This window comes from Marinobacter sp. (assembly GCF_046484525.1).
Lineage (GTDB): Bacteria > Pseudomonadota > Gammaproteobacteria > Pseudomonadales > Oleiphilaceae > Marinobacter.
The window spans coordinates 1-24,441 of record NZ_JAWOIS010000008.1 but is presented as its reverse complement, the minus strand read 5'-3'; the positions used below and the strand labels follow the sequence as shown (position 1 = coordinate 24,441).

At 58.7% G+C, this 24,441-nt stretch carries 25 protein-coding genes and 1 tRNA gene; 11 read left to right on the top strand and 15 right to left on the bottom strand.

From position 1 onward, the window contains the following. Positions 1 to 39: 39 nt before the first annotated feature. The 5 genes from atpE to atpD are packed head-to-tail and all read right to left on the bottom strand — an operon-like array spanning position 40 to position 3,080. Positions 40 to 306: an ATP synthase F0 subunit C gene (atpE, locus tag R6W86_RS01500; protein ID WP_410327631.1), complete on the bottom strand. Its 267-nt coding sequence runs from the start codon at positions 304 to 306 to the stop codon at positions 40 to 42. Between the two features lie 26 nt (positions 307 to 332). Further along, complete coding sequence (locus R6W86_RS01495; RefSeq protein ID WP_410327630.1) at positions 333 to 998, bottom strand: F0F1 ATP synthase subunit A; 666 nt, start codon at positions 996 to 998, stop codon at positions 333 to 335. Between the two features lie 9 nt (positions 999 to 1,007). Next, a complete protein-coding gene (locus R6W86_RS01490) occupies positions 1,008 to 1,277 on the bottom strand; it encodes an AtpZ/AtpI family protein (RefSeq protein ID WP_410327629.1) in 270 nt (89 codons plus the stop codon). 7 nt (positions 1,278 to 1,284) lie between these two features. Continuing rightward, positions 1,285 to 1,689: a F0F1 ATP synthase subunit epsilon gene (locus R6W86_RS01485; RefSeq protein ID WP_410327628.1), complete on the bottom strand. Its 405-nt coding sequence runs from the start codon at positions 1,687 to 1,689 to the stop codon at positions 1,285 to 1,287. Beyond that, entirely contained in the window at positions 1,686 to 3,080 is a 1,395-nt protein-coding gene (gene atpD, locus R6W86_RS01480) for a F0F1 ATP synthase subunit beta (protein WP_410327627.1), read from the bottom strand. Before atpD ends, R6W86_RS01485 begins: the two co-directional genes overlap by 4 nt. Before the next feature lie 209 nt (positions 3,081 to 3,289). On the opposite strand from atpD, the gene R6W86_RS01475 reads away from it, so the two are divergent. Beyond that, a complete protein-coding gene (locus tag R6W86_RS01475) occupies positions 3,290 to 5,203 on the top strand; it encodes a hypothetical protein (protein WP_410327626.1) in 1,914 nt (637 codons plus the stop codon). A gap of 141 nt (positions 5,204 to 5,344) precedes the next feature. Here the strand turns inward: R6W86_RS01475 and R6W86_RS01470 are convergent. Beyond that, positions 5,345 to 5,431, bottom strand: a tRNA-Leu gene (locus tag R6W86_RS01470). A gap of 261 nt (positions 5,432 to 5,692) precedes the next feature. Here R6W86_RS01470 and rnr point away from each other — a divergent pair. From rnr to alr, 8 genes are all read left to right on the top strand, one after another. After that, positions 5,693 to 8,200 carry a ribonuclease R gene (gene rnr, locus R6W86_RS01465; protein ID WP_410327625.1) on the top strand — a complete coding sequence of 836 codons (2,508 nt, stop codon included), beginning with the start codon at positions 5,693 to 5,695 and terminating at the stop codon, positions 8,198 to 8,200. Positions 8,201 to 8,236: 36 nt separating this feature from the next. After that, on the top strand, positions 8,237 to 8,974 hold the full coding sequence (gene rlmB, locus R6W86_RS01460; protein WP_410327624.1) for a 23S rRNA (guanosine(2251)-2'-O)-methyltransferase RlmB: 738 nt from the start codon (positions 8,237 to 8,239) through the stop codon (positions 8,972 to 8,974). A 246-nt stretch (positions 8,975 to 9,220) separates the two neighbouring features. After that, a complete protein-coding gene (rpsF, locus tag R6W86_RS01455) occupies positions 9,221 to 9,637 on the top strand; it encodes a 30S ribosomal protein S6 (protein ID WP_410327623.1) in 417 nt (138 codons plus the stop codon). Positions 9,638 to 9,662: 25 nt separating this feature from the next. Next, entirely contained in the window at positions 9,663 to 9,893 is a 231-nt protein-coding gene (gene rpsR / locus R6W86_RS01450) for a 30S ribosomal protein S18 (protein WP_008937282.1), read from the top strand. Between the two features lie 25 nt (positions 9,894 to 9,918). Then, positions 9,919 to 10,785, top strand: a complete 867-nt coding sequence (locus tag R6W86_RS01445; RefSeq protein ID WP_410327622.1) for a hypothetical protein — start codon at positions 9,919 to 9,921, stop codon at positions 10,783 to 10,785. A 20-nt stretch (positions 10,786 to 10,805) separates the two neighbouring features. Then, positions 10,806 to 11,252 (top strand): 50S ribosomal protein L9, encoded by a 447-nt coding sequence (gene rplI / locus R6W86_RS01440; RefSeq protein ID WP_410327621.1) that lies wholly within the window; start codon positions 10,806 to 10,808, stop codon positions 11,250 to 11,252. Between the two features lie 138 nt (positions 11,253 to 11,390). After that, positions 11,391 to 12,797 (top strand): replicative DNA helicase, encoded by a 1,407-nt coding sequence (gene dnaB / locus R6W86_RS01435; RefSeq protein WP_410327620.1) that lies wholly within the window; start codon positions 11,391 to 11,393, stop codon positions 12,795 to 12,797. Then, the gene (gene alr / locus R6W86_RS01430; RefSeq protein WP_410327619.1) at positions 12,797 to 13,873 is read left to right on the top strand and encodes an alanine racemase; all 1,077 of its coding nucleotides are present in this window, start codon (positions 12,797 to 12,799) and stop codon (positions 13,871 to 13,873) included. The genes dnaB and alr overlap by 1 nt, the downstream gene beginning before the upstream one ends. A 14-nt stretch (positions 13,874 to 13,887) precedes the next feature. Here the strand turns inward: alr and R6W86_RS01425 are convergent, their stop codons facing one another. Further along, positions 13,888 to 14,244: a hypothetical protein gene (locus R6W86_RS01425; protein WP_410327618.1), complete on the bottom strand. Its 357-nt coding sequence runs from the start codon at positions 14,242 to 14,244 to the stop codon at positions 13,888 to 13,890. 162 nt (positions 14,245 to 14,406) lie between these two features. Between R6W86_RS01425 and R6W86_RS01420 the strand changes: the two genes are divergently transcribed. Next, positions 14,407 to 15,282 carry a sugar nucleotide-binding protein gene (locus R6W86_RS01420; protein WP_410327617.1) on the top strand — a complete coding sequence of 292 codons (876 nt, stop codon included), beginning with the start codon at positions 14,407 to 14,409 and terminating at the stop codon, positions 15,280 to 15,282. Positions 15,283 to 15,368: 86 nt separating this feature from the next. Here the strand turns inward: R6W86_RS01420 and fnr are convergent, their stop codons facing one another. The 3 genes from fnr to ylqF form a co-directional block, all read right to left on the bottom strand. Beyond that, positions 15,369 to 16,118, bottom strand: a complete 750-nt coding sequence (gene fnr, locus R6W86_RS01415) for a fumarate/nitrate reduction transcriptional regulator Fnr (protein WP_410327616.1) — start codon at positions 16,116 to 16,118, stop codon at positions 15,369 to 15,371. A gap of 134 nt (positions 16,119 to 16,252) precedes the next feature. After that, positions 16,253 to 17,461 carry a beta-ketoacyl-ACP synthase I gene (gene fabB / locus R6W86_RS01410; RefSeq protein ID WP_410327615.1) on the bottom strand — a complete coding sequence of 403 codons (1,209 nt, stop codon included), beginning with the start codon at positions 17,459 to 17,461 and terminating at the stop codon, positions 16,253 to 16,255. Between the two features lie 119 nt (positions 17,462 to 17,580). Beyond that, a complete protein-coding gene (ylqF, locus tag R6W86_RS01405) occupies positions 17,581 to 18,468 on the bottom strand; it encodes a ribosome biogenesis GTPase YlqF (protein ID WP_410327614.1) in 888 nt (295 codons plus the stop codon). Between the two features lie 242 nt (positions 18,469 to 18,710). Between ylqF and R6W86_RS01400 the strand changes: the two genes are divergently transcribed. Beyond that, complete coding sequence (locus R6W86_RS01400) at positions 18,711 to 19,163, top strand: Spy/CpxP family protein refolding chaperone (RefSeq protein WP_410327613.1); 453 nt, start codon at positions 18,711 to 18,713, stop codon at positions 19,161 to 19,163. 102 nt (positions 19,164 to 19,265) lie between these two features. Here the strand turns inward: R6W86_RS01400 and lipA are convergent, their stop codons facing one another. The 5 genes from lipA to R6W86_RS01375 all read right to left on the bottom strand — a co-directional run bounded on the left by lipA (position 19,266) and on the right by R6W86_RS01375 (position 23,623). After that, entirely contained in the window at positions 19,266 to 20,315 is a 1,050-nt protein-coding gene (gene lipA, locus R6W86_RS01395; protein ID WP_410327612.1) for a lipoyl synthase, read from the bottom strand. Between the two features lie 131 nt (positions 20,316 to 20,446). Then, positions 20,447 to 21,724, bottom strand: coding sequence for an O-acetylhomoserine aminocarboxypropyltransferase/cysteine synthase family protein (locus R6W86_RS01390; protein WP_410327611.1), 1,278 nt, complete (start codon positions 21,722 to 21,724; stop codon positions 20,447 to 20,449). A gap of 144 nt (positions 21,725 to 21,868) precedes the next feature. Continuing rightward, positions 21,869 to 23,083, bottom strand: coding sequence for a serine hydrolase domain-containing protein (locus tag R6W86_RS01385; RefSeq protein WP_410327610.1), 1,215 nt, complete (start codon positions 23,081 to 23,083; stop codon positions 21,869 to 21,871). A 69-nt stretch (positions 23,084 to 23,152) separates the two neighbouring features. Next, on the bottom strand, positions 23,153 to 23,335 hold the full coding sequence (locus R6W86_RS01380) for a hypothetical protein (RefSeq protein ID WP_410327609.1): 183 nt from the start codon (positions 23,333 to 23,335) through the stop codon (positions 23,153 to 23,155). Positions 23,336 to 23,422: 87 nt separating this feature from the next. Then, on the bottom strand, positions 23,423 to 23,623 hold the full coding sequence (locus R6W86_RS01375; RefSeq protein ID WP_410327608.1) for a hypothetical protein: 201 nt from the start codon (positions 23,621 to 23,623) through the stop codon (positions 23,423 to 23,425). Positions 23,624 to 24,441 lie beyond the last annotated feature (818 nt).

Sequence of the window (24,441 nt, the reverse complement as noted above, 5' to 3'; positions counted from 1 at the left end):
GAGAATCCTCTTGGTGTGATTCCAGGGGCGGTCCGGCAGTCAGGGCAACAGGTATTCGAGCAACGGATTCCGGAACAGCACGATCAGGACAATGACCAGCACGTAGATTGCCAGGGATTCGATCATTGCCAGACCAATAAAGAGCGTCCGCATGATTGAGCGTTCAGCCTCGGGTTGACGGGACAGCGCCTCCATTGCCCGACTGATAGCCCAACCCATGGCAACGGCAGGCAACATCACCCCGAGAGAAATACCCAACACAGCGGCCACCGTGGAAACGATGGTAAAGGTCGATAAATCCGGCATAGCGTTACTCCTTGTCAGGCAAACTTTCAGTGTTGTGACTGGATCCCTCCAGCCACGTAAATCAGGGCCAGCATTCCGAAGATGTAGGCCTGGACGAGCGCTTCGACGATATGGAGCATCAAAATTGGAACAGGGGCCAGAAACCCTGCAACAACGAGAATCAGCAAGGCTGCCATTTCCAGACTCATCATGTTGCCGAACAGGCGGACGGACAGCGCGATGGTGCGGGTGATTTCACTGATCAGGTTGAATGGAAGAAGAATAGGGCTCGGGCTCAGGTAATGCCGGAGGTAGCCCCTCAAGCCCCGGATGCGGATGCCGAACCAGTGGGTTGACAGAAATACCATCACAGCCAGGGCAGCGGTCGCAGAGAGGTCACTCGTTGGTGAGTGAAATCCCGGGATCAGTCCAACCAGGTTCGCGATTACCAGAAAGACCCAGAGACTGCCAACAAAGGGCAGCAGCTGGCGGGCATGTTGTGGTGCAACTTCTGCCACCGCCTTCTCGATTGTCAGCACAATGCCCTCTATTGCCGTCTGGAGCGGGCCAGGGTCCAGGTGCAGTCGACGGGACATCTGCCAGCCGAACACAGCCAGTAACAGCGTAATCACCCCTGAAGTGACCACCGTTCCCGAAACATCCACCGGGCCGACGGAGAACAGAGGGGCAATTGTCAATGATTCGGTTGACATGACTGGCAGTTACTCCCGCAGGAACAGATAAACGTTGATGGCCCCGACAATCACACCGGTCAGGATGAGGCCTATGGTCCAATGGGTAGAGTAGCCATCCATGCGGCCGTCCAGCCAGTGTCCCAGATAGGCGCCGCCGACGGTGGGAAGCACAAACAGCAGCCCGAGCGTACCGATGTAGATGGTCTGGGCCATCAGGGTCGGTCTGTCCTCTTCGGCTTGCTTCATCCGACGGGCCTGGCGTTCCACCCGCTTCCTCAGGTCATCCGGTTGGGGCATGGTTCATTCATCCTGTGTCATTCCGACCCAGTTGCCATAAGCGTCGTAACACCGCGTTTTCCATGTTGTGGAGGCTTTCCTTCAATGAGTGTAGTTGCTCCTCCTCCGCCAGGAGTTGGCGCCTTAGCGCTTCGCTGATCCGATCGTAGTCGCTGTCCACAAGAAAGCGGCGGGTACTCACGGTGAGCAGGTTGTCGCGGAAGTAGAGCACCGCTCCCGGCATGGCGAGGTACTGCCAACTCTGGTCTTCAACCCGAAATCGGGCAAGGCCCATAGTCAGAACGAACAGGGCCCTGGAATGGCCGGCCATGATGCCAAAGCTGCCCGAGGCATCCTCCCCGACGAAGGAACAGATGCCCTGAATCTCTTCCGAGTGGGTGGCATCCTGCAGCCTCATGTTGAAGGTATTCATGGCGCGTCCCCGGTCATGGTGCCGCGCATGTAACAGTGGTCCTCGGGAACCTCGTCAAAACGGCCGGACAGAAAACCATCACAGTCTTCCAGGGTCTGCTCCAGCGGCACTGAGGTGCCTGTAATTCCGGTGTGGGAAGCGGTCGCCCAGAAGGGCTGGGTCAGATAACGCTGGAGTTTGCGCGCCCGCATTACGACCTTCTGATCGGCGGCCGACAGTTCCTCGATACCGAGCATGGTGATGATGTCCTCAAGTTCCTGGTACCTGGCAAGGTGCTCCCGGACTCCCTGGGCGATGTCGTAATGACGCCGACCGAGTGTTTGGCGGTCCATCAGGTGGCTGCTCGAGAGCAGTGGGTCGACAGCGGGATAGATACCTTTGCCCGCCTGCGTACGGGATAGTATGACCGTGGTGTCGAGGTGACTGAGAATCGCGCTGACTGCCGGATCGGTCATGTCATCGGCGGGCACGTATACGGCCTGAACCGATGTGATGGCGCCCTCGGGGGTGGACAGGATCCGGTCTTCCATTTCCGCCACTTCCGTGATCAGGGTGGGCTGGTAACCGACGGTCGCCGGCATCCTCCCCAGAAGACTTGAGACTTCACTGCCGGCCTGGACGAAGCGGAAAATGTTGTCCATGACGAACAGCACCTCTTTTTGCAGGCTGTCCCGTAGGTATTCGGCATAGGTGAGGGCAGAAAGGCCTACCCGGAAACGGACGCCCGGTGACTCGTCCATTTGCCCGAACACCATCAGAGTCTGGGGCAGTACACCGGCATTACGGATTTCATGCCAGAGTTCGTGTCCTTCCCGGATGCGTTCGCCAACCCCCGCAAATACCGATACGCCCTGGTGGAGCGTGGCTACTGCATGCATGAATTCCATGATCAGCACCGTTTTTCCGACACCCGCACCACCGAAGAGTCCCGTTTTGCCACCCCGGAAGAAGGGGCAAAGCAGATCGATTACCTTGATGCCGGTCGGCATCACCTCACCGGTGCCAACGGATTGGTGAAGGGGGGCGATGCGGCTGTGGATATTGCGGAAATCGGGGCTTTGGAGGGGCGGGCCGTCGTCCAGGGGAGAACCAAAAATATTGAGAAGCCTGCCCAGACAGTCGGGGGCAACCGGCACATGCAGCGGAGCGCCGGTATCAAACACGGGCATGCCCCGGTAGAGGCCGCTGGTTCGATGCATGGTAATAGCCCGTAGATGCCGCTCGTCGAGGTGCTGGTGTACTTCGAAAAGGTAGTGTTCGTGGTCAATCTTTGCCATCAGTGCCTGCCTCAATGGAGGTAGGCGGTCCACGGTTATGATGACGACCGGACCGTGGACCTCCGTGATGAAGCCGATCGGAGAGTGAACAGTCTGGTGCTGATTCTCCGGCATAGTGTTTGGGCCAAGGTTCGTCTGAATTGTTTTTCCGGTTATCCCCGATAGTAGATCAGATCCGCGCGGTCTGCCGTCGCAGATACAGCGTCGCCCTGAACCAGTGCAGGCGGTGTTACCTAACTTTACAATTTGCCAACCCCTTCAAGGTTCGACTGATGCGCATCCCCTAAAGTACCTGATCAGACTTGATGAGGACGGTTAGTGACATGATGCGACGACTCGCTGTTTTCCTGATAGCTCCGGTGTTTGTCCTGGCTGGATGCAATGAGGATTCTTCGGATCTGGCCGTGGATGGGCGGGACTTCGATGGGGTTGAGTATGTCGAGCCGGCACCCTATTCCGGGAAGGTGATCGACGGCTACCTGACCCATGCCCGGGTGTGGCTGGATATGGATGGCGACAGCCAGTACACTCCCGGTCCGCTGGAGATCGAGCTGGAGAACGGCAACATGGCGGTGCTCGAGTCCGGTGAGCCCACCACCATGAGCGGGCAGGGCGGTGGGTTCGCCCTTGATGTGGCAGAGCTGGACCTGGAGCCGGAGGTCGGCCCCGACCTGGATCCGAGGGATTACCCTCTTTATGCAGTGGCATTACCCGGTAAAACCCTGGAGCAGACCTGGCGCGGCGACGTGCCGGTGGCTCGGGCATTTCTGATGTCGGCGGCACCCGGGGTCCGGAATATCACGCCGCTTACCACGCTGGCCCGTTACCGCAGCCTGTTTGGCCTGGGCTCTTATCTGGAGCCCCCCGAAGACCTCGCCGGCAGTCTGGCCGGTCTCAACCTGGTGGCGGATTACGTGTTATCAGGCGATGAGCGTGCCCATGCCTATGCCCGGGCCCTGGCCAGATTCATGGCCAGCCAGATTCCAGATGATTACAACGAGGTGCTGAGTCGGCCCGATAGTGATGGTACTGAGCGTTTTCTGCGAAATGCCCAGCAGGCAGCGTATCTGCTCGGTATATCCCTGGTGCAGAACACCCCTTTGGTGATTGCCGTGGTGGATGAGGCCGCCGGCGGTGATTACGCCAATGTCGACCCGGGCGATCTGACCTTGCCGGAGGTGCCGCTGGAGCTGTCCGATCCGGTTCTGCTCACCCATCAGCGTATTTTGGCCCCGCCCGAAAGCGACCAGATCCTGCCGGTCAGTATCTCCAGCCTGATGGTATCCTCCAAGCTCTTCTTTGATTATTCCGAAGCGGGGCAGTTGCTGTCGGTATCGGCTGAAGGATGCCTCGCGCCTTCGATGCCGGAACTTGTCCGGCTGATTAATGTGAATGGTCTGATGTACCAGCTTGGCAGCCAGTGGCGCCCCTCGGTATCACTTTCCCCCCAGAGCCGGATTGCCTATGAAGCGGAAGGGGTCGACGAGCGCCTTATCTTCGACTGGGATGGCCAGCGGATCTATTTCGAGACTTCTACAACCTGCCATGAACATGAAGGTATTTCGGCGGGCTCCACGGAACTTTCGGGGAACCCGGAAGTGAGCTATCGCTGGAAGAAGACTGGAAACGCAGTCTCTGAGCTGATCGCGGAGATTCCGCAGGGGGGCGATTCCATCCTGGTGCGGAGGCTGGAGCCGCAACCTGAGCCTGTGGTGGCCCCAGATGATTTCGATGGCTTCACTTTGGTCGAGAATGGTTCACTGGTTGCTTCACTGGAGCTTGGCGGAACGGGGGCTGCGTGCGACGAGCTGCGGGGCACTGAAGCAGAGGTCGCCGCCATGGATCACGTGGTTACCGATCAATATGGCTATGACTTTACCGGCTACGAGCCTCAGCCTGCTAATTTTGTCGGCCTGGCACTGGAGTATGATGCCCGGCAATTCCAGGGTGCTGATCCCGAAAATCCGGTCAGCCGCTTGTTAAGGTACGCCTTCTTGGATCCGGCTTTGTCGAGTCTGGATAGCGTGGATGCCGGGAGCGGTTTTCAGTGGGCGATGTATTACCTGACAATATTTGATCCAACCAACCCCAACCTGATTTGGGAGGCCTACCTTACCAACTATAGCGGGGCTCGGGAGTGTAAAAGGGAATTCGAGGAGACGCCTTCTTCCGCCTATGCCAAAGTGGAGTACAGCTATCAGGCGCTGTCGGAATACTTGCTCGGGCAGCTTGACTGAGAAGGGTGGTCGTCGGAATTGTGAGGCGGGCGCTGACCGGTCAGTGCGTAAAATACAAAAATCCAGGCACAAAAAAATTGTGCTGGTTCAATGTAATCACTGAGTCTCGGGGATTTTCAGGCCACTTTCTGGGGGAGGAAGTGGTGCCGAGGAGAGGACTTGAACCTCCACGGGGTTGCCCCCACTAGCACCTGAAGCTAGCGCGTCTACCAATTTCGCCACCTCGGCAGATGACTTGCAACGGTTGCTATGTTACTGAATTCGCTTCTGAATTCAAGCTTGTCGTTGCTGGCTGAGGTGTGTCCCTCAACCGATGGCGCGTACTTTAATGATTCCCCCCGAGGCTGTCAAACATTTTTTCCAAAAAAGTTTCGGTGGTATTTGTGCCTATCAAATGCCCCCTTGTTAGGCAGCATTACCATACCAACGTTATACTGCATCAAAATTCTAATTCCGCCGCGCCGATGCGGCTCAAGAACAAGGATCCGAATGGTTTCCAGGAAGAAAGACAAAGGTGATCCTCACGCCGACCGTGAGGCCCAAAAATACGACAACCCCATCCAGAGTCGGGAATTCATACTCAAGCACCTGAAGGACCGGGGGGCGCCAGCCACCCACGAGACCCTTTGTGAGGAGTTGGGGCAAACCTCTCCGGAAGGTATTGAGGCCTTGCGCCGTCGGCTGATTGCCATGTGCCGGGACGGACAGATGATCTGTAACCGTCGTGGTGCCTACCTGCCCATCGAAGAGGCGGATCTCGTTACTGGCAAGGTTACTGGCCACAAGGATGGCTTCGGTTTCCTGATTCCCGATGATGGCGGCTCGGACCTGTTCCTCACGGCCCGGCAAATGCGCCAGGTGCTCCATGGCGACCGGGTTGCGGCTCGCGTGGACCGCGTCGATGACCGCGGCCGCCGTGAGGGCAAGATCGTCGAAGTGCTTGAGCGCAACACCAGCCAGATTGTTGGCCGGTTTTTCCGGGAGAGCGGCATCAGTTTCGTGGTGCCGGAGAATGCCCGCATCAATCACGAGATCCTGGTGCCGGAGGAGCACGTGGGGGAGGCTTACCAGGGCCAGTATGTCGTGGTAGAGATCCTGCGTCATCCGACCGTCCGTACCCAGCCGATGGGCAAGGTGATTGAAATCCTGGGTGAGCACATGGCGCCGGGCATGGAAATTGATGTCGCCATCCGCTCCTATGAGATCCCCCACAGTTGGCCGCCCGCCGTTGGTGAGCAGGCAGCCGCCATCGCTGCTGAAGTGGAAGAGAAGGACAAGCAGAACCGGGTGGATATCCGTCATCTGCCGTTGGTCACTATTGATGGTGAGGATGCCCGGGACTTTGATGATGCCATCTATTGCGAGCCACGCCCGCGCGGGGGCTTCCGCCTGCTGGTGGCAATTGCCGATGTGTCCCACTATGTCCGTCCGGGCATGCCGCTGGACGAAGAAGCACTGAACCGCGGTAATTCCGTCTATTTCCCGGACCACGTGGTTCCAATGCTTCCGGAGAAGCTGTCCAATGGCCTGTGTTCCCTGAACCCGGGCGTGGACCGTCTGTGCATGGTCGCGGATATGACGCTCAGCGCCAACGGTCGCATCAGTGGTTACAGTTTTTATCAGGCGGTGATGCACAGTCACGCCCGGCTGACCTACAACAAGGTCAGTGACATCCTGGAGCGACCCGATTCCGAGCCGGGCTACCGGTTGAGCCAGCAATACTCCGAGGTGTTGCCACAGCTCTATAACCTCTACGAGCTCTACAAGCTGCTGCGCCGGGCTCGCACCGAACGGGGTGCGATCGACTTCGAGACCACCGAAACCCGTATCATCTTTGATGCGAATCGCAAGATCGAGGAAATCGTTCCGGTCCACCGCAACGATGCCCACAAGATTGTCGAAGAATGCATGCTGTGCGCCAACGTGGCGACGGCGCGCTTCCTGAAGAAGCACAATACACCAGCTCTCTACCGGGTGCATGAAGGCCCCTCCGAAGAGCGGATGGCGGCCCTGCGGCTGTTCCTGGGTGAGCTCGGATTGCAGCTGCGAGGTGGCGACAAGCCAACGTCTGCGGACTATCAGGAGCTGTTGTCCCAGATCGCCGATCGCCCGGATGCCGACGTGATCCAGACCGTGATGCTGCGCTCTCTCAGTCAGGCCGTCTACAGTCCCGAGGAGAGTGGCCACTTCGGTCTGGGCTTTTCCAGCTATGCCCACTTCACATCGCCGATCCGGCGTTACCCGGACCTGATTGTGCATCGGGCCATCAAATCCCGTATCCATAATCCGGAAGTGAAAAAAGATGTCGTGACACCTCCGGTCACGGATCCGGAATTGGCAGAGTATCCCTATGATTATGCCCGCCTGGAGCAGTTGGGTGAGCATACCTCCATGACCGAGCGGAGGGCTGATGATGCTACCCGGGATGTTATGGCCTGGCTCAAGTGCGAGTTCCTCAAGGATCATGTGGGCGAGGAATACAGCGGCGTGATTTCCGCGGTGGTGCCCTTCGGCTTCTTTGTGGCCCTGGAGGACATCTATATCGAAGGGTTGGTTCATGTCTCCACCCTCAGTGGCGACTACTTCCATCACGATTCCGCCAAACACCGGATGATTGGTGAGCGCACGGCCGTGAGCTTCCGGCTCGGGGATGATGTCCGGGTGCGTGTTGCCAGGGTGGATCTGGAGGATCGCAAAATCGATCTGGAGCTGGTCAGTCAGCCAAGGCGCCGCAAGGCGGACCGGGAAGCGCTGGATGTCTCCCGTCGCGAGGAGCGTGGAAAAGGCAGAGGCAAGGACAAGGGCAGGGGCCGCGGTGCGGGAGGCAGGAAGGCCACACGGGGCCGGAGCAAGACTAAGCCCGAGTCGGCTGAGCCTGCCAGGGGCAAGCCGGGCAGTGCCAAGGAGAAACTGGCTGCTGAAGCCGCCCGCGAAGCCGAGAAGAAGTCCGGCAAGTCCGGATCCGGCAAGAAACCCAGGCGCAGAACCCGGAAGTGAGTTCTGAACAGTAACCCGTAACCAGGATCAGAGTCAGTGTCCCAGGAATTTGTTTTCGGGTGGCATGCGGTTGAGGCTGTCCTTAAGCGTGAGCCGGAAAGATTGCAGCAGGTCTGGATCCAGACCGGGCGGCAGGATAAGCGTGTCAGGGCCATTACCGATGCGCTGGACGGCCTCGGAGTGCGTTGGCGGGTTGTGCATCGCCGTGAACTCGATGAGCGGGTCTCCGGTGTTCATCAGGGAGTGGTCGCAGCCGTTTCGGAAAGCCGTGAATGGACCGAGGGGGACTTGCTTGCCCAGCTGGAGAAGAGTGACAAGCCACCGTTTCTGCTGGTGCTCGATGGGGTGACCGATCCCCATAACCTGGGCGCCTGCATGCGTACAGCCGATGCCGTCGGTATCCAGGCGGTCATTGTCCCCAAGGACAAGTCCGCGTCCCTGACCCCGGTTGCCCGCAAGGTTGCCTGTGGCGCGGCTGAAACCGTGCCGTTCGTGCGCGTGACGAATCTGGCACGCTTCCTGAGATCCCTGCAGGAACAGGGTGTCTGGTTGATCGGCACGGCCGGCGAGGCCGGGGCCACGCTCTATCAGGCCGATTTCAAGGGGCCGGTGGCCTTGGTGATGGGGGCCGAAGGTAAGGGCATGCGCCGGCTGACCAAGGAACACTGTGACCAGTTGATCAACATTCCCATGCTGGGGCACGTGGACAGCCTGAACGTTTCCGTCGCCACCGGCGTGTGCCTGTACGAGGCCTTGCGCCAACGTCTTGGTTAACCCTTGCGCAGAAGGCGCTGGGTGCCTAGAATACGTCACCCCTTTTTTAAGGGGTGGTTTGTTATTGCCTGAGCAAATGGGTAATAAGGCCACGCTTTTGATCAAGCCTTTCGTTGTAAAGCCTTATTGATAAAGCAAAAAGAAACCGGCAGCCCGAGGCTGTCACCTCCTTGCTTTCATGCTCAGCGGGGCGGCCAAAAGCCGCGCGGTTGAAAAAGGAAGCTGTTTAAACCGTAGGGAGAACTCATGCGTCACTACGAAATCGTATTCATGGTACATCCTGATCAGAGCGAGCAGGTGCCCGCAATGATCGAGCGTTATACCGGCGTCATCACCGAAGATGGCGGCAAGGTACATCGCCTGGAAGATTGGGGCCGTCGTCACCTGGCTTACCCGATCAACAAGATCCACAAGGCTCACTACGTCCTGATGAACGCCGAGTGTTCCCAGGCCGCTATGGACGAGCTGACTCACAACTTCCGGTTCAACGATGCCATCATCCGTGACCTGATCCTGCGTCGCGATGAAGCCGTGACCGACATGTCTCCGATGAAAGCCGCCGAGTCCCGTGAGGACCGTCGTTCAGGTGGCGAAGACCGTCCGCGTCGTTCTGCCGAGTCTGACAGCCGTCAGAAGTCCGAGTCCCAGGACGAAGAAGAGTAATTTACCGGAGTTGAGGAGTTAAGTTATGGCTCGTTTTTTCAGACGTCGTAAGTTCTGTCGCTTCACGGCAGAAGGTGTTAAAGAGATCGATTACAAGGATCTGGACACCCTGAAAGGCTACATCACTGAAACCGGCAAGATCGTGCCCAGCCGCATCACCGGCACCAAAGCACGTTATCAGCGTCAGCTGGCTACCGCTATCAAGCGTGCCCGCTACCTGGCACTGCTGCCGTATACGGACAGCCACGATCACTAAGAACAGATAAACAGGATTTGGGGCCATGCGTGCACTCGCACAGTTTGTAATGCGCGGTCCCCTGCAGGCCGGCGGGGTTGCAGCAGTCACGACTGCGATACCTCTGTTGTTCTGGATAGGCGCAGCGGTAGTCGGCCTGGTAATTCTCAGGCTGGGTATCGGGCAGGGGCTGAATATCGGTCTCTGGGCATTGCTTCCGGCAGTGGGCTGGAGCTGGTTCGGGCAGGATCCCACGGCTCTGGCAGTGTTGCTCCAGACAATGCTGATGGCGTACATCCTCAGAACCACGCTGTCCTGGGAAAGAGCCCTCCTTGGGGGGAGCTTTCTGGCGATTGTCACGGGCCTGATGTTGCCCGTGCTCTATCCCGGTTTGCTGGACGATCTCGTTCAGGCCGGGGTGGAATTTTACGAACAGTATAACGCCGAAGTGGCCCATACCCTCGGGGATGATCTCGAGAAGGTGATCCGGGGCACGATGAACGCCAGCATGGCGGGTACCTACCTGGCAACCGCCGTGGGTATGACGATGCTGGCCAGGGCATGGCAGGCCGGGCTTTATAACCCGGGTGGCTTCCGGAAGGAATTCCATGCCCTGCGGCTGTCGCCGGTGGTGGCAGTGTTGTGTGCGGTGACCATGTTGATTGGTCCCCTCCTGGGCCTGAATTCGATGTTGCTGGCCTGGGCTGCGGGCACACCCCTGTTCCTGGCGAGTATTGCCCTGGTTCATGGCGTTGTTGGTCGTAAACAGCTGAGCGGGAACTGGCTGGCGATGTTCTACATCGCGCTGTTACTGCTGGGTCCAAGCCTGATGATTCTGTTAGTGGTTATGGCTTTTGTGGATAGCTGGCTGGATATCCGGGGGCGTATCAAACCTGCCGGGCCGGCTGAATAAAGCACGAAGAGGTTAACGAGATGGAAGTTATTCTGCTCGAGAAAGTTGCAAACCTTGGCTCCCTGGGTGACAAGGTAAAGGTAAAGGCCGGTTACGGTCGTAATTTCCTGCTTCCCTATGGCAAGGCTGTACCCGCCACCGAAGCAAACCTGAAGGCGTTCGAAGAGCGTCGTGCCGAGCTTGAAAAAGCGGCAGCCGGGAAGCTGGCTGCAGCCCAGGCTCGCGCCGAGGCCCTGGAAGGTGCGTCCTTCACCATCAGCTCCAAGGCCGGTGAAGAAGGTAAGCTGTTCGGTTCCATCGGTGTGCGCGACATCGCTGACGCGATCACTGCCGGTGGTACCGAAGTGGAGAAGAGCGAAGTTCGTCTGCCGGAAGGCCCGATTCGGGTGACCGGCGAGTACGACATCGAGCTTCAGCTTCACTCTGACGTTGAAGTAACCGTCAAGTTGGCGGTTGTTGCGGACTGATCCGCAACAGGTCGATGCAAGGTCGGGGTGACCCGGTCGAGCTTGATTGAACGGGCCCGAACCGGAGACGGTTTCGGGCCCGTTTGTTTCTGGTATTCTTATCAGTTCCTGAGCTTACCCCAATCCTGAAGCGTTCTTATGGCCAAGCCCAATCTGAAACCTGCCAGTACTGACCTGGAAACCAGTCGCATCAAGGTGCCTCCGCATTCGGTGGAAGCCGAACAGGCGGTGCTCGGTGGCCTGATGCTCGATAACCGCCGCTTCGACGAAATCGCCGAGGTCATTTCCGCCGCGGATTTCTATCGTCAGGATCATCGCCTGATATTTGGCGCCGTTGAGCGCCTGGCCAGTGAAAGCGAACCGCTGGATGTGGTGACCCTGGCCGAGTTTCTGGAGCGGGCCGGCGACATCGAGGACGCCGGCGGTTTATCCTACCTGGCCGAGCTGGCGGAAAAGACCCCCGGTGCCGCCAACATTCGCGCCTACGCCGATATCGTTCGTGAGCGCTCGATCCTGCGACAGCTCGTGGAGGTGTCCGGTCAGATTTCCGATTCCGCCTTCAACCCCCTGGGGCGCACCAGTAACGAGATCCTGGACGAGGCTGAGCGGAATGTCTTCCGGATTGCCGAATCCCGTAACAAGGAAGGCTCGGGCCCCAAGGCCATCAACCCGATCCTGACCCAGACCCTGAGCCGGATTGAGGAGCTGTTCGAGTCCGGTGAGCAGACCACCGGCCTGACCACCGGTTTCCGGGACCTGGACGAGAAGACCTCCGGCATGCAGCCGGCAGACCTGATCATCGTGGCGGGCCGACCCTCCATGGGTAAGACCACCTTCGCCATGAACATCGTCGAGAACGCCCTGATCAGCACCGGCACGCCGGTGCTGGTGTTCAGTATGGAGATGCCGGCGGATGCCCTGGCCATGCGTATGATCTCCTCCCTCGGGCGGATCGACCAGACCAAGGTCCGGGGCGGCAAGCTCGAGGAAGATGACTGGCCCCGACTGACCTCCGCCGTGAGCCTGCTCAAGGACAAGCCGTTGTACATTGACGATACCCCGGGTCTGAGCCCCACGGAAATGCGTTCCCGGGCTCGCCGTATCGCGCGCGAGAATGACGGAAAGCTGGGCCTGATCATGGTGGATTACCTCCAGTTGATGCGGGTGCCCGGCAACACCGAGGGGCGGACCGCGGAGATCTCGGAGATCTCCCGATCCCTGAAGGGTATCGCCAAGGAACTGAGTTGCCCGGTGGTGGCCCTGTCACAGCTGAACCGGAGCCTGGAACAACGGCCCAACAAGCGGCCGGTGAACTCGGATCTTCGGGAATCCGGTGCGATCGAGCAGGATGCCGACGTCATCATGTTCGTTTACCGGGACGAGGTCTACAACGAAGATACGCCAGACAAGGGCATCGCCGAAATCATCATTGGTAAGCAGCGGAACGGCCCCATCGGTGCCGTGCGCCTGGCCTTCATTGGCAAGTACACCAAGTTCGAGGACCTCGCCCACGGCGATTACAGCGATTACGGTGACGACTACTGATGCCCCGCAGCACCATCGCCAGAATCAATTTGCAGGCCCTCCGCGACAATTATTTCCTGGCGCGGAAGCTGGCCGGGAGCGCCCGGGCCATGGCCGTGGTCAAAGCCGATGGCTACGGCCACGGTATCCGGCCGGTGGCGCTGGCGCTGGCGGAAATGGCGCCCAAGTACGCCGTGGCCTGTCTGGAGGAGGCTCTCGCTATCCGTGATGCCGGCCTCCGGCAGCCGGTGGTATTGCTGCAGGGTGTCCACGAAGAAGGGGATCTCGCAGGCTGCAACGTGTACGGATTCGAGCCCGTATTACATAGCCACACTCAGCTGAAGTGGCTGGAGCGGTGCGGAGACCGACCGGCATTCTGGCTCAAGGTGAACAGTGGCATGAATCGGCTCGGTTTCAGGCCGTCGGAACTACCCGGAGTGATGGCGACAGTAGATGCCATGGGAGCCCGCGCCCGACTGCGGGGCTTTGTCACCCATCTAGCCTGTGCGGACGACCCCTCCAGTACCCGGACGGCCGAGCAGACCGAGTGTTTCGTCCAGGGCACCGCAGCCTGGCCGGAGCTGATGCGCAGCGTTGGCAACTCCGCAGCGCACTTTCTTCCCGGTCAGCCCCTGTTTGACTGGAGCCGTCCTGGCATCATGCTTTATGGCGGCTCTCCGTCTCTCGACAAGACCGGGCCGGAGCTGGGGCTGAAGCCGGTGATGACTCTGGAGGCCCCCCTGATCAGTACGCGGACTGTGAAGGCCGGTGAGGCCGTGGGCTATGGTTCCAGTTGGGTGGCGGAACAGGACACCCTGATGGGCATGGTGGCCATCGGCTACGGGGACGGTTATCCGAGACACGCTGGTACTGACACACCCGCAGCAGTCGATGGCCAGCGAATCCGCCTGATTGGCCGCGTGTCGATGGACATGCTGGCGGTGGATCTCACCAACGCACCGGACGCCCGGCCCGGTGACAGGGTGGAGTTGTGGGGCGAAACGGTGGGCGTGGATGAGGTGGCGGCCTGTGCCGGCACCATCTCCTATGAACTGATGACCGGCGTCACCGCCCGGGTGCCGCGGGAATACCGGTAACGCCCGGCCGGGATTCAGCCTGCTTCCGGTTCGTGAATGATCTCCTCGATGAAGTCGAGGATGGCAGCGAGGCTGCGGTCGTCGAGCTTTTTCAGCACCTTGTGGATGACCATCTTGCTGCCCTTGAGCATACTGCTGATGCCCATTTTGGCCATGCCCAGCATCATGCTGCTGGCCTTTAGCCGGCGAAGGGGTTCCAGGAAAAAGAAGTCCAGGCCTTCCTCGGTCATTTCGACGATCAGCTCGTAGAGCTTGTCGATCGCTTCTTTATCGGCCTTGTCGCGTTCGCGGAGTTCACCCACGGTGTACAATGCCCGGGTTCGGAGTTCGTCCGGTATCGGCGCAACAATATGGCTTTGTTGTTTCAGCATGTGGCTTCCCGTTGTTGTATGCTCTTGAAAGAGATAGCAAAGATATTAGAGGCTGGCGTGCCAGGCCGAGTGTTATTCTAAGAGGCCCGGCCAACAAACCATTGGCCTTATCGTTTCGGGCCGTCCGTCACCCAAGTGAAAACCTGGAGGCATTGATCCCTCGTGCACGTACTTGTTGTCCATGACTACGGCCCCCTGGGGAGAATCCTGCTGGAGCGCCTGCGGGAAACCCACCTGCAAATCAGTCCGCTGTTGGTCAGTGACGCCGCCAGTGCCGACCTCAATGCCCTGGATAACTGGATTCCCGAAGACACGGACCTGATCGTCAACGCCCTGTGGCTGGCGGACCCGGAAGTCGCGCAAAAGGACCCTGAGAACACTCACAAGGCAGCATTCTCGTTGCCCGTGGCCATGGCCGAGTACGCCCGGGAGCACAGTATCGTCCTGTTCCAGCTGTCCTCCTGCTACGTGTTCGATGGCCGAAAACAGAGCGGCTACATCACGTCCAATCCGGGCCAGCCGATGAATGAGCTGGGGAGCTGGCAATGGGAATGTGAGCAGGCGTTACGTTCGTTGCTCCCCCGGCACATCATTCTGCGCACCGGCTGGAGCCTGGTCCGGTTCATTCGCAAGGTTCAGGCCAGCACGGCCGCCGGCGAAACACTATCGCTTCCGGGGCGGTGTCGGGGGCAGCCGGTGGCCGTCAAGGACCTGGCGCGGGTCATGACTGCGGTCATCCTGCAGCTGGACTGTGGTGCCGAGGTGTGGGGCACCTACCAGTATGCCGGTGCCGAGGAGATCAATCTCTATGAACTGGGGCTGGCCATCGCGGGTTTGCCGGGTATTCCCGAGGGAATACGGGTGGTCGATGAGGTCCCGGACTGGGGCCATCTGGAGCCGGTGAATACCACGATGATCTGTACGAAGATCCGCAACACCTTTGGTATCAAGCAGCAGCCGTGGCGGTCCGGGCTGGTGGAGGAGCTGGCGATGCTGAAAAAGCGGGAAGGGAAGGAGACGACGGAGACAGCCGGGTAGATTGAAGGTAGCGTCGATGAAAATGGGGTCAGAAGAAGGCTTTCTTCTGACCCCGTCTTAGATCTTCTTACCCTGCGTTAACCGTCTTACTGGCAACCCTGGCGGGAAAACTCCCGGGTCACCGTCTGCAGGGCTTCCACGTCCAGCAATTCCACTTCCCGGCCGCGGGCGCGGATCAGGCCCTGGTTCTGGAAACGGGTAAACACGCGGCTGACGGTCTCTACCGCCAGGCCCAGGAAGTTGGCGATGTCATTCCTGGCCATCGGGAGGCTGAAATTGGTCGGCGACAGCCGGCGGCGCTGGAAGCGGCTTGACAGGGATAGCAGCAGGGCGGCAATGCGCTCCTCTGCCGTGTTCTTGCTCAGCAGCATGGCCAGCTGATGGCTGTTCTGGATCTCCTGGCTCATCAGGTGGTACATGTGGTGCTGCAGCTCCGGCATCTTGCCGGTCAGCTCTTCCAGCTTCTCGATCGGGAACTCGCAAACACTGGTGCGTTCCAGTGCCTTGGCGGTGCAGGCGTAGGTCTCGCCGCTCATGCTGTCCAGCCCCACCAGTTCACCGGGCATGAAAAAGCCCGTGACCTGTTCTTCACCACCTTCGGTAATGATGGAGGTCTTGATGGAGCCGCTCTTTACCGCAAAACAGGAGCGGAAGGGAGTACTCTGATCAAAGATGTGCTCACCGCGATTGAAGATACGTCCCTGCTGGACGATATCTTCCAGGCGCTCGAGTTCGTTGTCTTCAATGGCCAGGGGCAGGCAGAGGTTGCTCAGACTGCACTGGTGACACGAGGCTTTGAGGGGCGAGTTCTTACGAATGGGTATTGCTTGCGCCATAGCGGATGAACCGTCCAAATTGATCCATATCAACCTCGTACCTTAATACGTACAGAGCCTTTTGCCAATGATCAATTGCATGGCGAGCCAGAAATTTATGTGTGGTGGCGGCCTGACGCCGCCGCCACTGGTCGTCAGACCTTTTCGAAGATCAAGGAGGCGTTGGTACCGCCGAAGCCGAAACTGTTCGACATCACGCAATCCAGCGACATATCCCTGGCCTCGGGGCCCACAATAGGCAGATCCCGGATCTTTTCATCGGCATCGAGCAGGTTCTTGGTTCCGGCTGCGAAACCGTGTTGCAGCATCAGCAGCGAATAGATGGCTTCCTGAACGCCGGCGGCACCAAGTGAGTGCCCGGACAGGGATTTGGTGGAGGAGATGGCCGGAATCTCGCTGCCAAAGGTGTTCTTCACCGCGCCCATTTCCGCAACATCGCCCACCGGGGTGCTGGTGCCGTGGGCATTGATGTACTGGACCTTGCCACGGATGGTGGCCATGGCCTGTTCCATGCAGCGTTGGGCGCCCTCACCGGAGGGGGCAACCATGTCGTAACCGTCGGAGGTGGCACCGTATCCGGTCAGCTCCGCAATGATATTGGCACCTCGTTTTTTCGCATGCTCGAGTTCCTCGAGCACGACCATGCCGCCGCCACCGGCGATGACAAAGCCGTCACGACCACTGTCGAACGGGCGCGAAGCGGTCTCCGGTGCATCGTTGTACTTGGTGGAAAGGGCGCCCATGGCGTCGAACATCATGGTGAGGCTCCAGTCTTCCTCTTCACCACCGCCGGCGAACACGATGTCCTGCTTGCCGGACTGGATCTGCTCCATGCCGTGACCGATACAGTGGGCGCTGGTAGCACAGGCCGAGGACATGGAGTAGTTTACACCGCGGATCTTGTAGGCAGTGGCCAGGCAGGCGGAGACGGTGCTGGTCATGATCCGGGGCACCATGTACGGCCCGATGCGCTTTACGCCGCGTTCACGCATGGTATCCGTGGCTTCCACCTGACTGGAGCAGGAGGCTCCGCCGGATCCTGCGATCAGGCCGGTGCGGTCATTTGAGATCTGGTCTTCGCTCAGACCGGCCTGGGCAATGGCCTGCTCCATCGCCAGGTAGCTGTACATGGCGGCAGGCCCCATGAATCGCCGCACCTTGCGATCGATCACGGAGGTGTCGACGTCAAGAGAGCCGGAAACCTGACTGCGGAAACCCTTGTCTTTGTAGGTTTCATTGAAACGAATGCCGGATTTGCCGTTTTTCAGGCTGTCCAGAACCTCTTCCAGGGAATTTCCCAGGCAGGAAACGATACCCATACCAGTGACGACGACGCGTCTCATGCTCTTCCTCCTTCAGCGGCCGCCGATCAGCGAGCCAGCAAAACATTGACAATATTTGACAGTGTAGGCCCTTTGCCGCCCGGGTTATATTTGACCTTGGTACGGGGGCGCTCAAATTTTCATTGTTTCTCTGCCTTGCGAGCTTCCTCTTCGGCAGCAATCCGGGCTTCCTGTTCAACCATTTCTGGCGTTTCCAGGGAAATCCGCCCCAGCTTTCCGGAGCGGAATTCATTCAGTAGCACCTCGGCCACCTTGTGCAGGTCCGGTATGCCGCCGCGGGCATAGAACCGTCGTTTTCCGGCAATGGCGTCCATCAGCCCGATACCGTCCGCCGGTAACTCGTCGAGACCATAGCGGGCCCGGATGAGTTCCGGATAGGACTCAAGCAGGTAATCCGCCTCGAACAGGGCAACGTCCTCGAAATCCAGCACAGCACTCCGAATGGCGCCGGTGATGGCGAGGCGATAGCCACAGGCCTCTGGTGACAGCTTGGGCCACAGAAAGCCCGGGGTGTCATACAGCAGGATGTTGCCCGGCAACTTGATAGCCTGCTGGGCCCGGGTCACCGCCGGCTCGTTGCCGGTTTTCGCCACCGGCCGGCCCGCCAGTGTGTTGATGATGGTGGATTTGCCGACATTGGGGATGCCCAGGATCATCACCCTCAGGGCACTTTTCTGGCGGTCGTGGTCCGGGGTCATTTCCTCCGCCAGCTTCAGGAGATCCAGGGCCTCGCCACGCTGGTTGTGGGTCAGGGTGATGGCGCGGACGCCGCGCTCCTTCTCCAGCCACGCCTGCCAGTGCCCGGTAATCACCGGATCCGCCAGATCCCGTTTGTTCAGGACCTTGATCAGCGGAGTATCGCCGCGCAGGGACGGAACCAGCGGGTTTTCGCTGCTGAAAGGAATGCGCGCATCAAGGACCTCGATAATGAGGTCCATCTGGGGCATTACCTTCTTGATCTCCTTGCGGGCCTTGTGCATGTGCCCGGGAAACCAGTTAATTGCCATCTTCTGTACTCCGGCCGTATTCAATCGGCGCCATTATGAAGGGGAATGGATAAAGTTTCACATTTCATTGAATCCGCGTGTGTGGCGGGCTGAGGGAGTGTCAGGTGAGACGTATGTACAAAAAGAGGGGATATCGGGATGAAATCCCCGGTCCGGATGTTTTAGGGTGTACCACCTGAATCATGAAATTAATGACTGTTGGTGGCTTTCTGGTAGTGGCCACCCTGATAATGGAGATATTTATGAAGCTTGCAAAGTTCCTGGGAACCGCCCTTGTGGCGCTGACTCTTTCTGCGCCTTCCTTTGCCCAGCAGGCAGCCGGCGACCAGCCGGACCAGGTGGATCAGTTGGCGCAAATGGTGGGCCTGTCCGATGATCAGCAGACAGAGATCCGCGGTATTCTCGAAGACATGCAGGGCAAGATCGGCCAGTTGCGCCAGGAAGCGCAACAGATCCAGCAGCAGATGCAGGCGGAGATCAAGGCGGATTATGACGAAACAGCGATCCGTGCAAACGCCGAAGAGCTGGGTGACCTGACTGGTGAAATCGCTGCGCTTTCCACTCTCATGCAGGCCAAGGTGGACAGTGTGTTTACCCAGGAGCAGCGCGATGAGCTCGACAAGCGCATGCAGGAGATGCAGCAGCAGATGCAGCAGCAGCGTCAGATGATGCAGCAGCAACAGCAAGGCCAGTAATCCCGGCCCACAACCCCGGCCACGGAGCATCCGGGCCGGGGTTGGCACAAAAAATCCCCCGTCGGAGCTGTCCGTACGGGGGATTTTTTTATGGAAGGCCCGTCAGTCGACTGCCTTCACCGGGATCTGCATGGCGTTGTCCGGCTTGGGAACTTCCGGCACGGCCAGGCCCAGGTTGTTCTTGTCGAACACCTTGTCGGCACGGTAGCTGGAGCGCACCATCGGCCCGGAAGGCACTTCCATGAAGCCTTTCCCGAGGCCAATCTCACGGTAGCGGTTGAACTCCTCGGGGGTGACGTAACGCTCCACCGGCAGATGGTTCGGGGTAGGGCGCAGGTACTGGCCCAGGGTGAGGATATCGACACCAATCGCGCGCAGGTCATCCATGGTCTCGAGGATTTCCGCTTCGGTCTCGCCCAGACCCAGCATCAGGCTGGTCTTGGTGAGCACGTCGGGCCGGTATTTCTTGGCGTGGGCCAGCACGCTCAGGGTTTTCTCATAGCCAGCGCGCGGGTCGCGCACCCGGCTGGTCAGGCGCTTGACGGTTTCCACGTTCTGGGCGAACACGTCCAGCCCGGAATCGACGACCTTTTCCACATCGCTCATCACGGCATCGAAATCCGGAGTCAGGGCTTCCACTGCTACTTCCGGGGTGCGCCGCTTGATGGCCGCAACACAGGCTGCGTAGTGGGCAGCTCCACCATCGTCCAGGTCGTCCCGGTCGACGGAGGTGAGCACGATATAGCGGAGTCCCATCAGTTCCACCGACTTGGCGGTATTATCCGGTTCGTCCTGATCCAGCCAGCCCTTGGGGTTGCCGGTATCCACTGCGCAGAACTTGCAGGCCCGGGTGCACACCGAGCCCATCACCATGATGGTTGCGGTGCCGTTGGTCCAGCATTCGCCGATATTCGGACAGTGGGATTCCTGGCACACGGTGCTCAGGCGGTTTTCGCTGACATTGCGGCGAACCGCATCATAACGTTCTCCGCCGGGCATGCGGGCACGCAGCCACTTGGGCTTGCGCTCCACCGGTTTGTCTTCCGTGCTTGCGGAGGCGGTGCGTTTTACGCCGTCCTTGATGGCGGAGAATCCATGCTCGCTGCGGAATTTGGTACCACTGGTGACGCGGGGCTTTGCGCTTTCGCTCATTGACCGGAGACTCTCATATGAAAGGTATGGAGAACTCTAAAGGTTAATGCGCGGAGGGCGTAGTTACAAGGCAGGTACGGGCAATCACGGGGTGTCCGGGCACGACATTGGTCGTACCCGGATGAGATAGATCAAGCCTGGGATTTGTCCAGGGCCTGAGTGATGTCGGCGATGATGTCATCGGCATGTTCGATGCCGATGGACAGGCGGACCAGGTCCTCGCTGACACCCGCGCTCTGCAGTTCCTCGGGGTTCAACTGGCGGTGCGTGGTCGTGGCCGGGTGACAGGCCAGGGACTTGGCATCGCCAATGTTCACCAGGCGCAGGATCATGTCCAGGGCGTCGATGAACTTCGCGCCCGCCTCACGGCCACCCTTGATACCAAAGCTCAGGATGCCGGAAGCCTTGCCGCCGCAGATCTTGTCGCAGGTAGCCTTGTAGGGGCTGTTGGCCAGGGCAGCGTAGTTGACCCATTCCACGGAGGGATGGTCCTGCAGGAACCGGGCAACCTTCTCCGCATTCTCGCAATGGCGTTCCATGCGCAGCGCCAGGGTCTCAAGACCCTGCATGATCAGGAAGGCGTTGAAGGGTGACAGCGCCGATCCGGTATTGCGCAGCGGCACCACCCGGCAGCGGCCGATAAACGCCGCTTCGCCCAGCGCTTCGGTGTAGACCACGCCGTGGTAGGAGGGATCGGGCTCGTTCATCATCGGGAACTTGTCGGCACTGGCTTTCCAGTCAAACTTGCCGGAATCCACTACCACGCCTGCAACCGTGGTGCCGTGGCCGCCGATGTACTTGGTCAGGGAGTGAATCACGATGTCCGCGCCATGCTCGAACGGGCGGCACAGGAACGGGGTAGCTACCGTGTTATCCACGATCAGCGGAATTCCGTGCTTGTGGGCAATCTCTGCCCACTTCTGGATGTCCACCACGTTGCCCGCCGGGTTGCCGATGGATTCGCAGAACAGGGCTCGGGTCTGGTCGTCGATGGCATTCTCGACGGCCTCGAAATCGTCGTGGGGCACCATCTTGCACTCGATGCCCTGGTTGGGCAGGGAGTGGGCGAACAGGTTGTAGGTGCCACCATAGAGCTGGCTGGTGCTGACGATGTTGTTGCCGACCTTGCAGATGGTTTGCAGGGCGTAGGTGATCGCCGCCATGCCGGAGGCCACGGCGAGGGCGCCAATACCGCCTTCCAGGGCTGCCATCCGCTCTTCGAGCACCGCATTGGTGGGATTCATGATGCGGGTGTAGATGTTGCCCTGGACCTTCAGGTCAAACAGGTCGGCACCGTGCTGGGTGTCGTCGAAGGTGTAGGAGGTGGTCTGGTAAATTGGCGTGGTGGCTGCCTTGGTGGTCGGGTCGCTCTTGAAGCCTGCGTGAAGGGCGATAGTTTCCGGTTTCATCTCAACATTCCTTGCTGTTGGATTATTCTTGACTGGATCAGGATACCGAGTATGCCATAGGCAGTGGAACCGGAGCACAGTCTCAAACGTCATATCGTTATAAGGCGCATGCCTCCTGAAACAAATCCAAATGTATGGGCTTTTCTATATCAGTGCTCCGTGCACCATGGCCCTTAGTTCCTGCCGTACCGGGTAGGACGACGACGGCATCAGCTGGGTCATGAAGATCATCACCATGTCCTCGCTCGGGTCCACGAAGAAGTTGGTACTGGCCAGACCGCCCCAGCCAAACTCGCCTTCGGAGCCGTTGGTCAGGGACTTGGCCACATCCGTTTTCACGGAGAACCCGAGCCCGAACCCGCTGCCCTCGTAGGGCGTCTCACTGAATGCTCCGATGGACAGTGCCGGCAGGTCCTGGTTGCCCGGAAGGTGGTTCCGGCGCATGAACTCCAGGGTCTTCCGGCCAATAATCCGCTGCCCACGGTATTCTCCTCCCTGACACAGGGCCTGGGCAAAACTGTGGTAATCATCGATGGTGGAGACCAGTCCGCCTCCGCCGGACAGGAACCTGGCTGGTCTGCTGAACCTGGAGCGCTCCGGGTCGTCCTGGAGTTTCATTGTGTCATTCGGCTGGTGCAGGTAGCAGGCGGCAAAGCGGTCCAGCTGATTCGGCCGGACCTGAAAGCCGGTATCCACCATGCCCAGGGGCGAAAAAATATGCTCGCGGAAGTAGTCGTCCAGCGGTTTGTCGGCCAGTAGCTGGACCAGGTAGCCCACCACATCGGTTGAAACCGAGTAATTCCATGCCGTACCGGGCGGAAACTCCAGTGGTAGTCCAGCCAGCCGGTCCACCAGTTTGTCGAGGGTCAGAATGGAACTGCCGTCCAGCTTGAGCTGCCGGTAGGCGGCGTCGACATTGGTCCGCTCCAGGAAGCCATAGGTCAGGCCGGACATGTGGGTCAGCAGATCCCGGATGGTCATGGTGGTTACCGCGGATTCGGTTTCGAACTCCGGATAGGTCCCACCTTTATAGACACGCAGGTCGCGCCAGGAGGGGATGTACTTGTGCACCGGGTCATCCAGCAGGAACCTCCCCTGCTCGTACAGCTGCATCATCGCAATGGACGTGACCGGCTTGGTCATGGAATAGATCCGGAACAGGGTGTCCCGACGAGCCGGCCTGTTGCGCTCCACATCCATCAGCCCCTGGGCCTTTACCCAGACAATCTGGCCATGTCGTGCCACCAGTGTCACGGCACATGGCAGTTTGCCGGGACGGATGTATTTGTCCTCAAGGTGTTGGCTGATTCGTTCCAGGCGATCGAGCGATAGCCCTGCGACGATATCGGATTCCCGCATGGACAGATCCTGTGACTAAAAGGGAGAGCTTAATTTATTCCCGGGGATGGGAGAAGGGCAGGCTATGGGTCAGGTACGCCAGCGGCGGTCCTGACGCCGTCCACCGAGGTTCATGGACACGAAAATGATGGTGTAGGCCACCAGGATCGAGGCGGAGATAAACAGCACCTGGGACGGGCGTTCGGCAATAATCAGGACCGCCGGAAAAGTAATGGCCAGAACCGCGGCAAGTTCCAGGAAGATCTTTTTCATGTCGCTACAGGGATACACTGGTGGAAAGGCAGGCGATTGTAACCCGAGGTCGGCCGCAGGCCATTGAGACTTTGGAATGAGAAGGTGTCAGTCCTCTTCCTCGTTGTCATGCGGCCTGGTCTGTTCCCGAAAGTAATCCTGTATGGAGCCGCAGAAGAAGATGGCCACATACGAAACGAAGAGACCGACCGAGACTGCCAGCATTTTGAGATCAAAACCGGAAAACACCAGGGCGGAAACGAGGATCAGAATTGTGAGAAAGGCCACCTCTGCAGGAGATGTCTTCATGCGGGCTTGGTGCTCCCATCGGCATGTTGGACTTGCTCTGCCGATGATAGGGCAATTAGCGGGAAGGGATTGTCAAAGGTTGTTTAAGGGATGTGCAATATTGCAAAAAATGGCCGTACGGTAAGGATGGGTTCCCGGAGCATGAGGGCCAGCCACAAAAAAAGGATTGCGATTGTGGTCGCAACCCTTTTCGGAATAGTGGTAGCAAGGGGCGGAGTCGAACCGCCGACCCCAGCATTATGAGTTCTAAAAAGGGTGTTTCATAAAACCTCAAAGCCTTTCATTGCAAGTGTTTGCCGTGGGTTCACCCTTCAGTGGTTAGCATAAAATATCAATGGACTGGTCAACTGGTCAAAGCATTTAATTTTTGGGTTATTGAGTTTTCGCGTCTCGGCGATACCAACGTTCCATGGCCGTTTTTGTAATGTTTATCCCTAGGCGCGATTGTCTAACTTTGAGTTTGCCTCGTCGTATTCAGGGCTGGTCTGCCCGTATTCTGGTCGGATCTCACCGCTGATTAGCCAGAGTGCATAGTGCGGGTAGAGGTCCTTTAATACCTCCAGTTCTTTGGTGCTCATTCTGATATTTCTGTATCTCACGCTTTTCCATCGTGCATGACCGATGTCGCTACTTCTTATGAGCGTATCGAATCCCGCCTTAGAAATTAAAAGTTTTGCTCGATCCTCTATAGATTCCATAAAAGTCTAAAAAAGTCCTGTTTTCGGTTGGTTAAATTATTTACCAACGCTTAAACGTTTGCTATGATTACTTTAGTTAAATTATTGAACTACCATTATTGATACACAGTGCAATGTATT

Excerpts from the sequence above, each read along its gene's own strand:
- atpE (WP_410327631.1), bottom strand. The coding sequence starts at position 306 with ATGCCGGATTTATCGACCTTTACCATCGTTTCCACGGTGGCCGCTGTG.
- R6W86_RS01495 (WP_410327630.1), bottom strand. The coding sequence starts at position 998 with ATGTCAACCGAATCATTGACAATTGCCCCTCTGTTCTCCGTCGGCCCG.
- R6W86_RS01490 (WP_410327629.1), bottom strand. The coding sequence starts at position 1,277 with ATGCCCCAACCGGATGACCTGAGGAAGCGGGTGGAACGCCAGGCCCGT.
- R6W86_RS01485 (WP_410327628.1), bottom strand. The coding sequence starts at position 1,689 with ATGAATACCTTCAACATGAGGCTGCAGGATGCCACCCACTCGGAAGAG.
- atpD (WP_410327627.1), bottom strand. The coding sequence starts at position 3,080 with ATGCCGGAGAATCAGCACCAGACTGTTCACTCTCCGATCGGCTTCATC.
- R6W86_RS01475 (WP_410327626.1), top strand. The coding sequence starts at position 3,290 with ATGATGCGACGACTCGCTGTTTTCCTGATAGCTCCGGTGTTTGTCCTG.
- rnr (WP_410327625.1), top strand. The coding sequence starts at position 5,693 with ATGGTTTCCAGGAAGAAAGACAAAGGTGATCCTCACGCCGACCGTGAG.
- rpsF (WP_410327623.1), top strand. The coding sequence starts at position 9,221 with ATGCGTCACTACGAAATCGTATTCATGGTACATCCTGATCAGAGCGAG.
- rpsR (WP_008937282.1), top strand. The coding sequence starts at position 9,663 with ATGGCTCGTTTTTTCAGACGTCGTAAGTTCTGTCGCTTCACGGCAGAA.
- R6W86_RS01445 (WP_410327622.1), top strand. The coding sequence starts at position 9,919 with ATGCGTGCACTCGCACAGTTTGTAATGCGCGGTCCCCTGCAGGCCGGC.
- rplI (WP_410327621.1), top strand. The coding sequence starts at position 10,806 with ATGGAAGTTATTCTGCTCGAGAAAGTTGCAAACCTTGGCTCCCTGGGT.
- dnaB (WP_410327620.1), top strand. The coding sequence starts at position 11,391 with ATGGCCAAGCCCAATCTGAAACCTGCCAGTACTGACCTGGAAACCAGT.
- alr (WP_410327619.1), top strand. The coding sequence starts at position 12,797 with ATGCCCCGCAGCACCATCGCCAGAATCAATTTGCAGGCCCTCCGCGAC.
- R6W86_RS01425 (WP_410327618.1), bottom strand. The coding sequence starts at position 14,244 with ATGCTGAAACAACAAAGCCATATTGTTGCGCCGATACCGGACGAACTC.
- fnr (WP_410327616.1), bottom strand. The coding sequence starts at position 16,118 with ATGGCGCAAGCAATACCCATTCGTAAGAACTCGCCCCTCAAAGCCTCG.
- fabB (WP_410327615.1), bottom strand. The coding sequence starts at position 17,461 with ATGAGACGCGTCGTCGTCACTGGTATGGGTATCGTTTCCTGCCTGGGA.
- ylqF (WP_410327614.1), bottom strand. The coding sequence starts at position 18,468 with ATGGCAATTAACTGGTTTCCCGGGCACATGCACAAGGCCCGCAAGGAG.
- R6W86_RS01400 (WP_410327613.1), top strand. The coding sequence starts at position 18,711 with ATGAAGCTTGCAAAGTTCCTGGGAACCGCCCTTGTGGCGCTGACTCTT.
- lipA (WP_410327612.1), bottom strand. The coding sequence starts at position 20,315 with ATGAGCGAAAGCGCAAAGCCCCGCGTCACCAGTGGTACCAAATTCCGC.
- R6W86_RS01390 (WP_410327611.1), bottom strand. The coding sequence starts at position 21,724 with ATGAAACCGGAAACTATCGCCCTTCACGCAGGCTTCAAGAGCGACCCG.
- R6W86_RS01385 (WP_410327610.1), bottom strand. The coding sequence starts at position 23,083 with ATGCGGGAATCCGATATCGTCGCAGGGCTATCGCTCGATCGCCTGGAA.
- R6W86_RS01380 (WP_410327609.1), bottom strand. The coding sequence starts at position 23,335 with ATGAAAAAGATCTTCCTGGAACTTGCCGCGGTTCTGGCCATTACTTTT.
- R6W86_RS01375 (WP_410327608.1), bottom strand. The coding sequence starts at position 23,623 with ATGAAGACATCTCCTGCAGAGGTGGCCTTTCTCACAATTCTGATCCTC.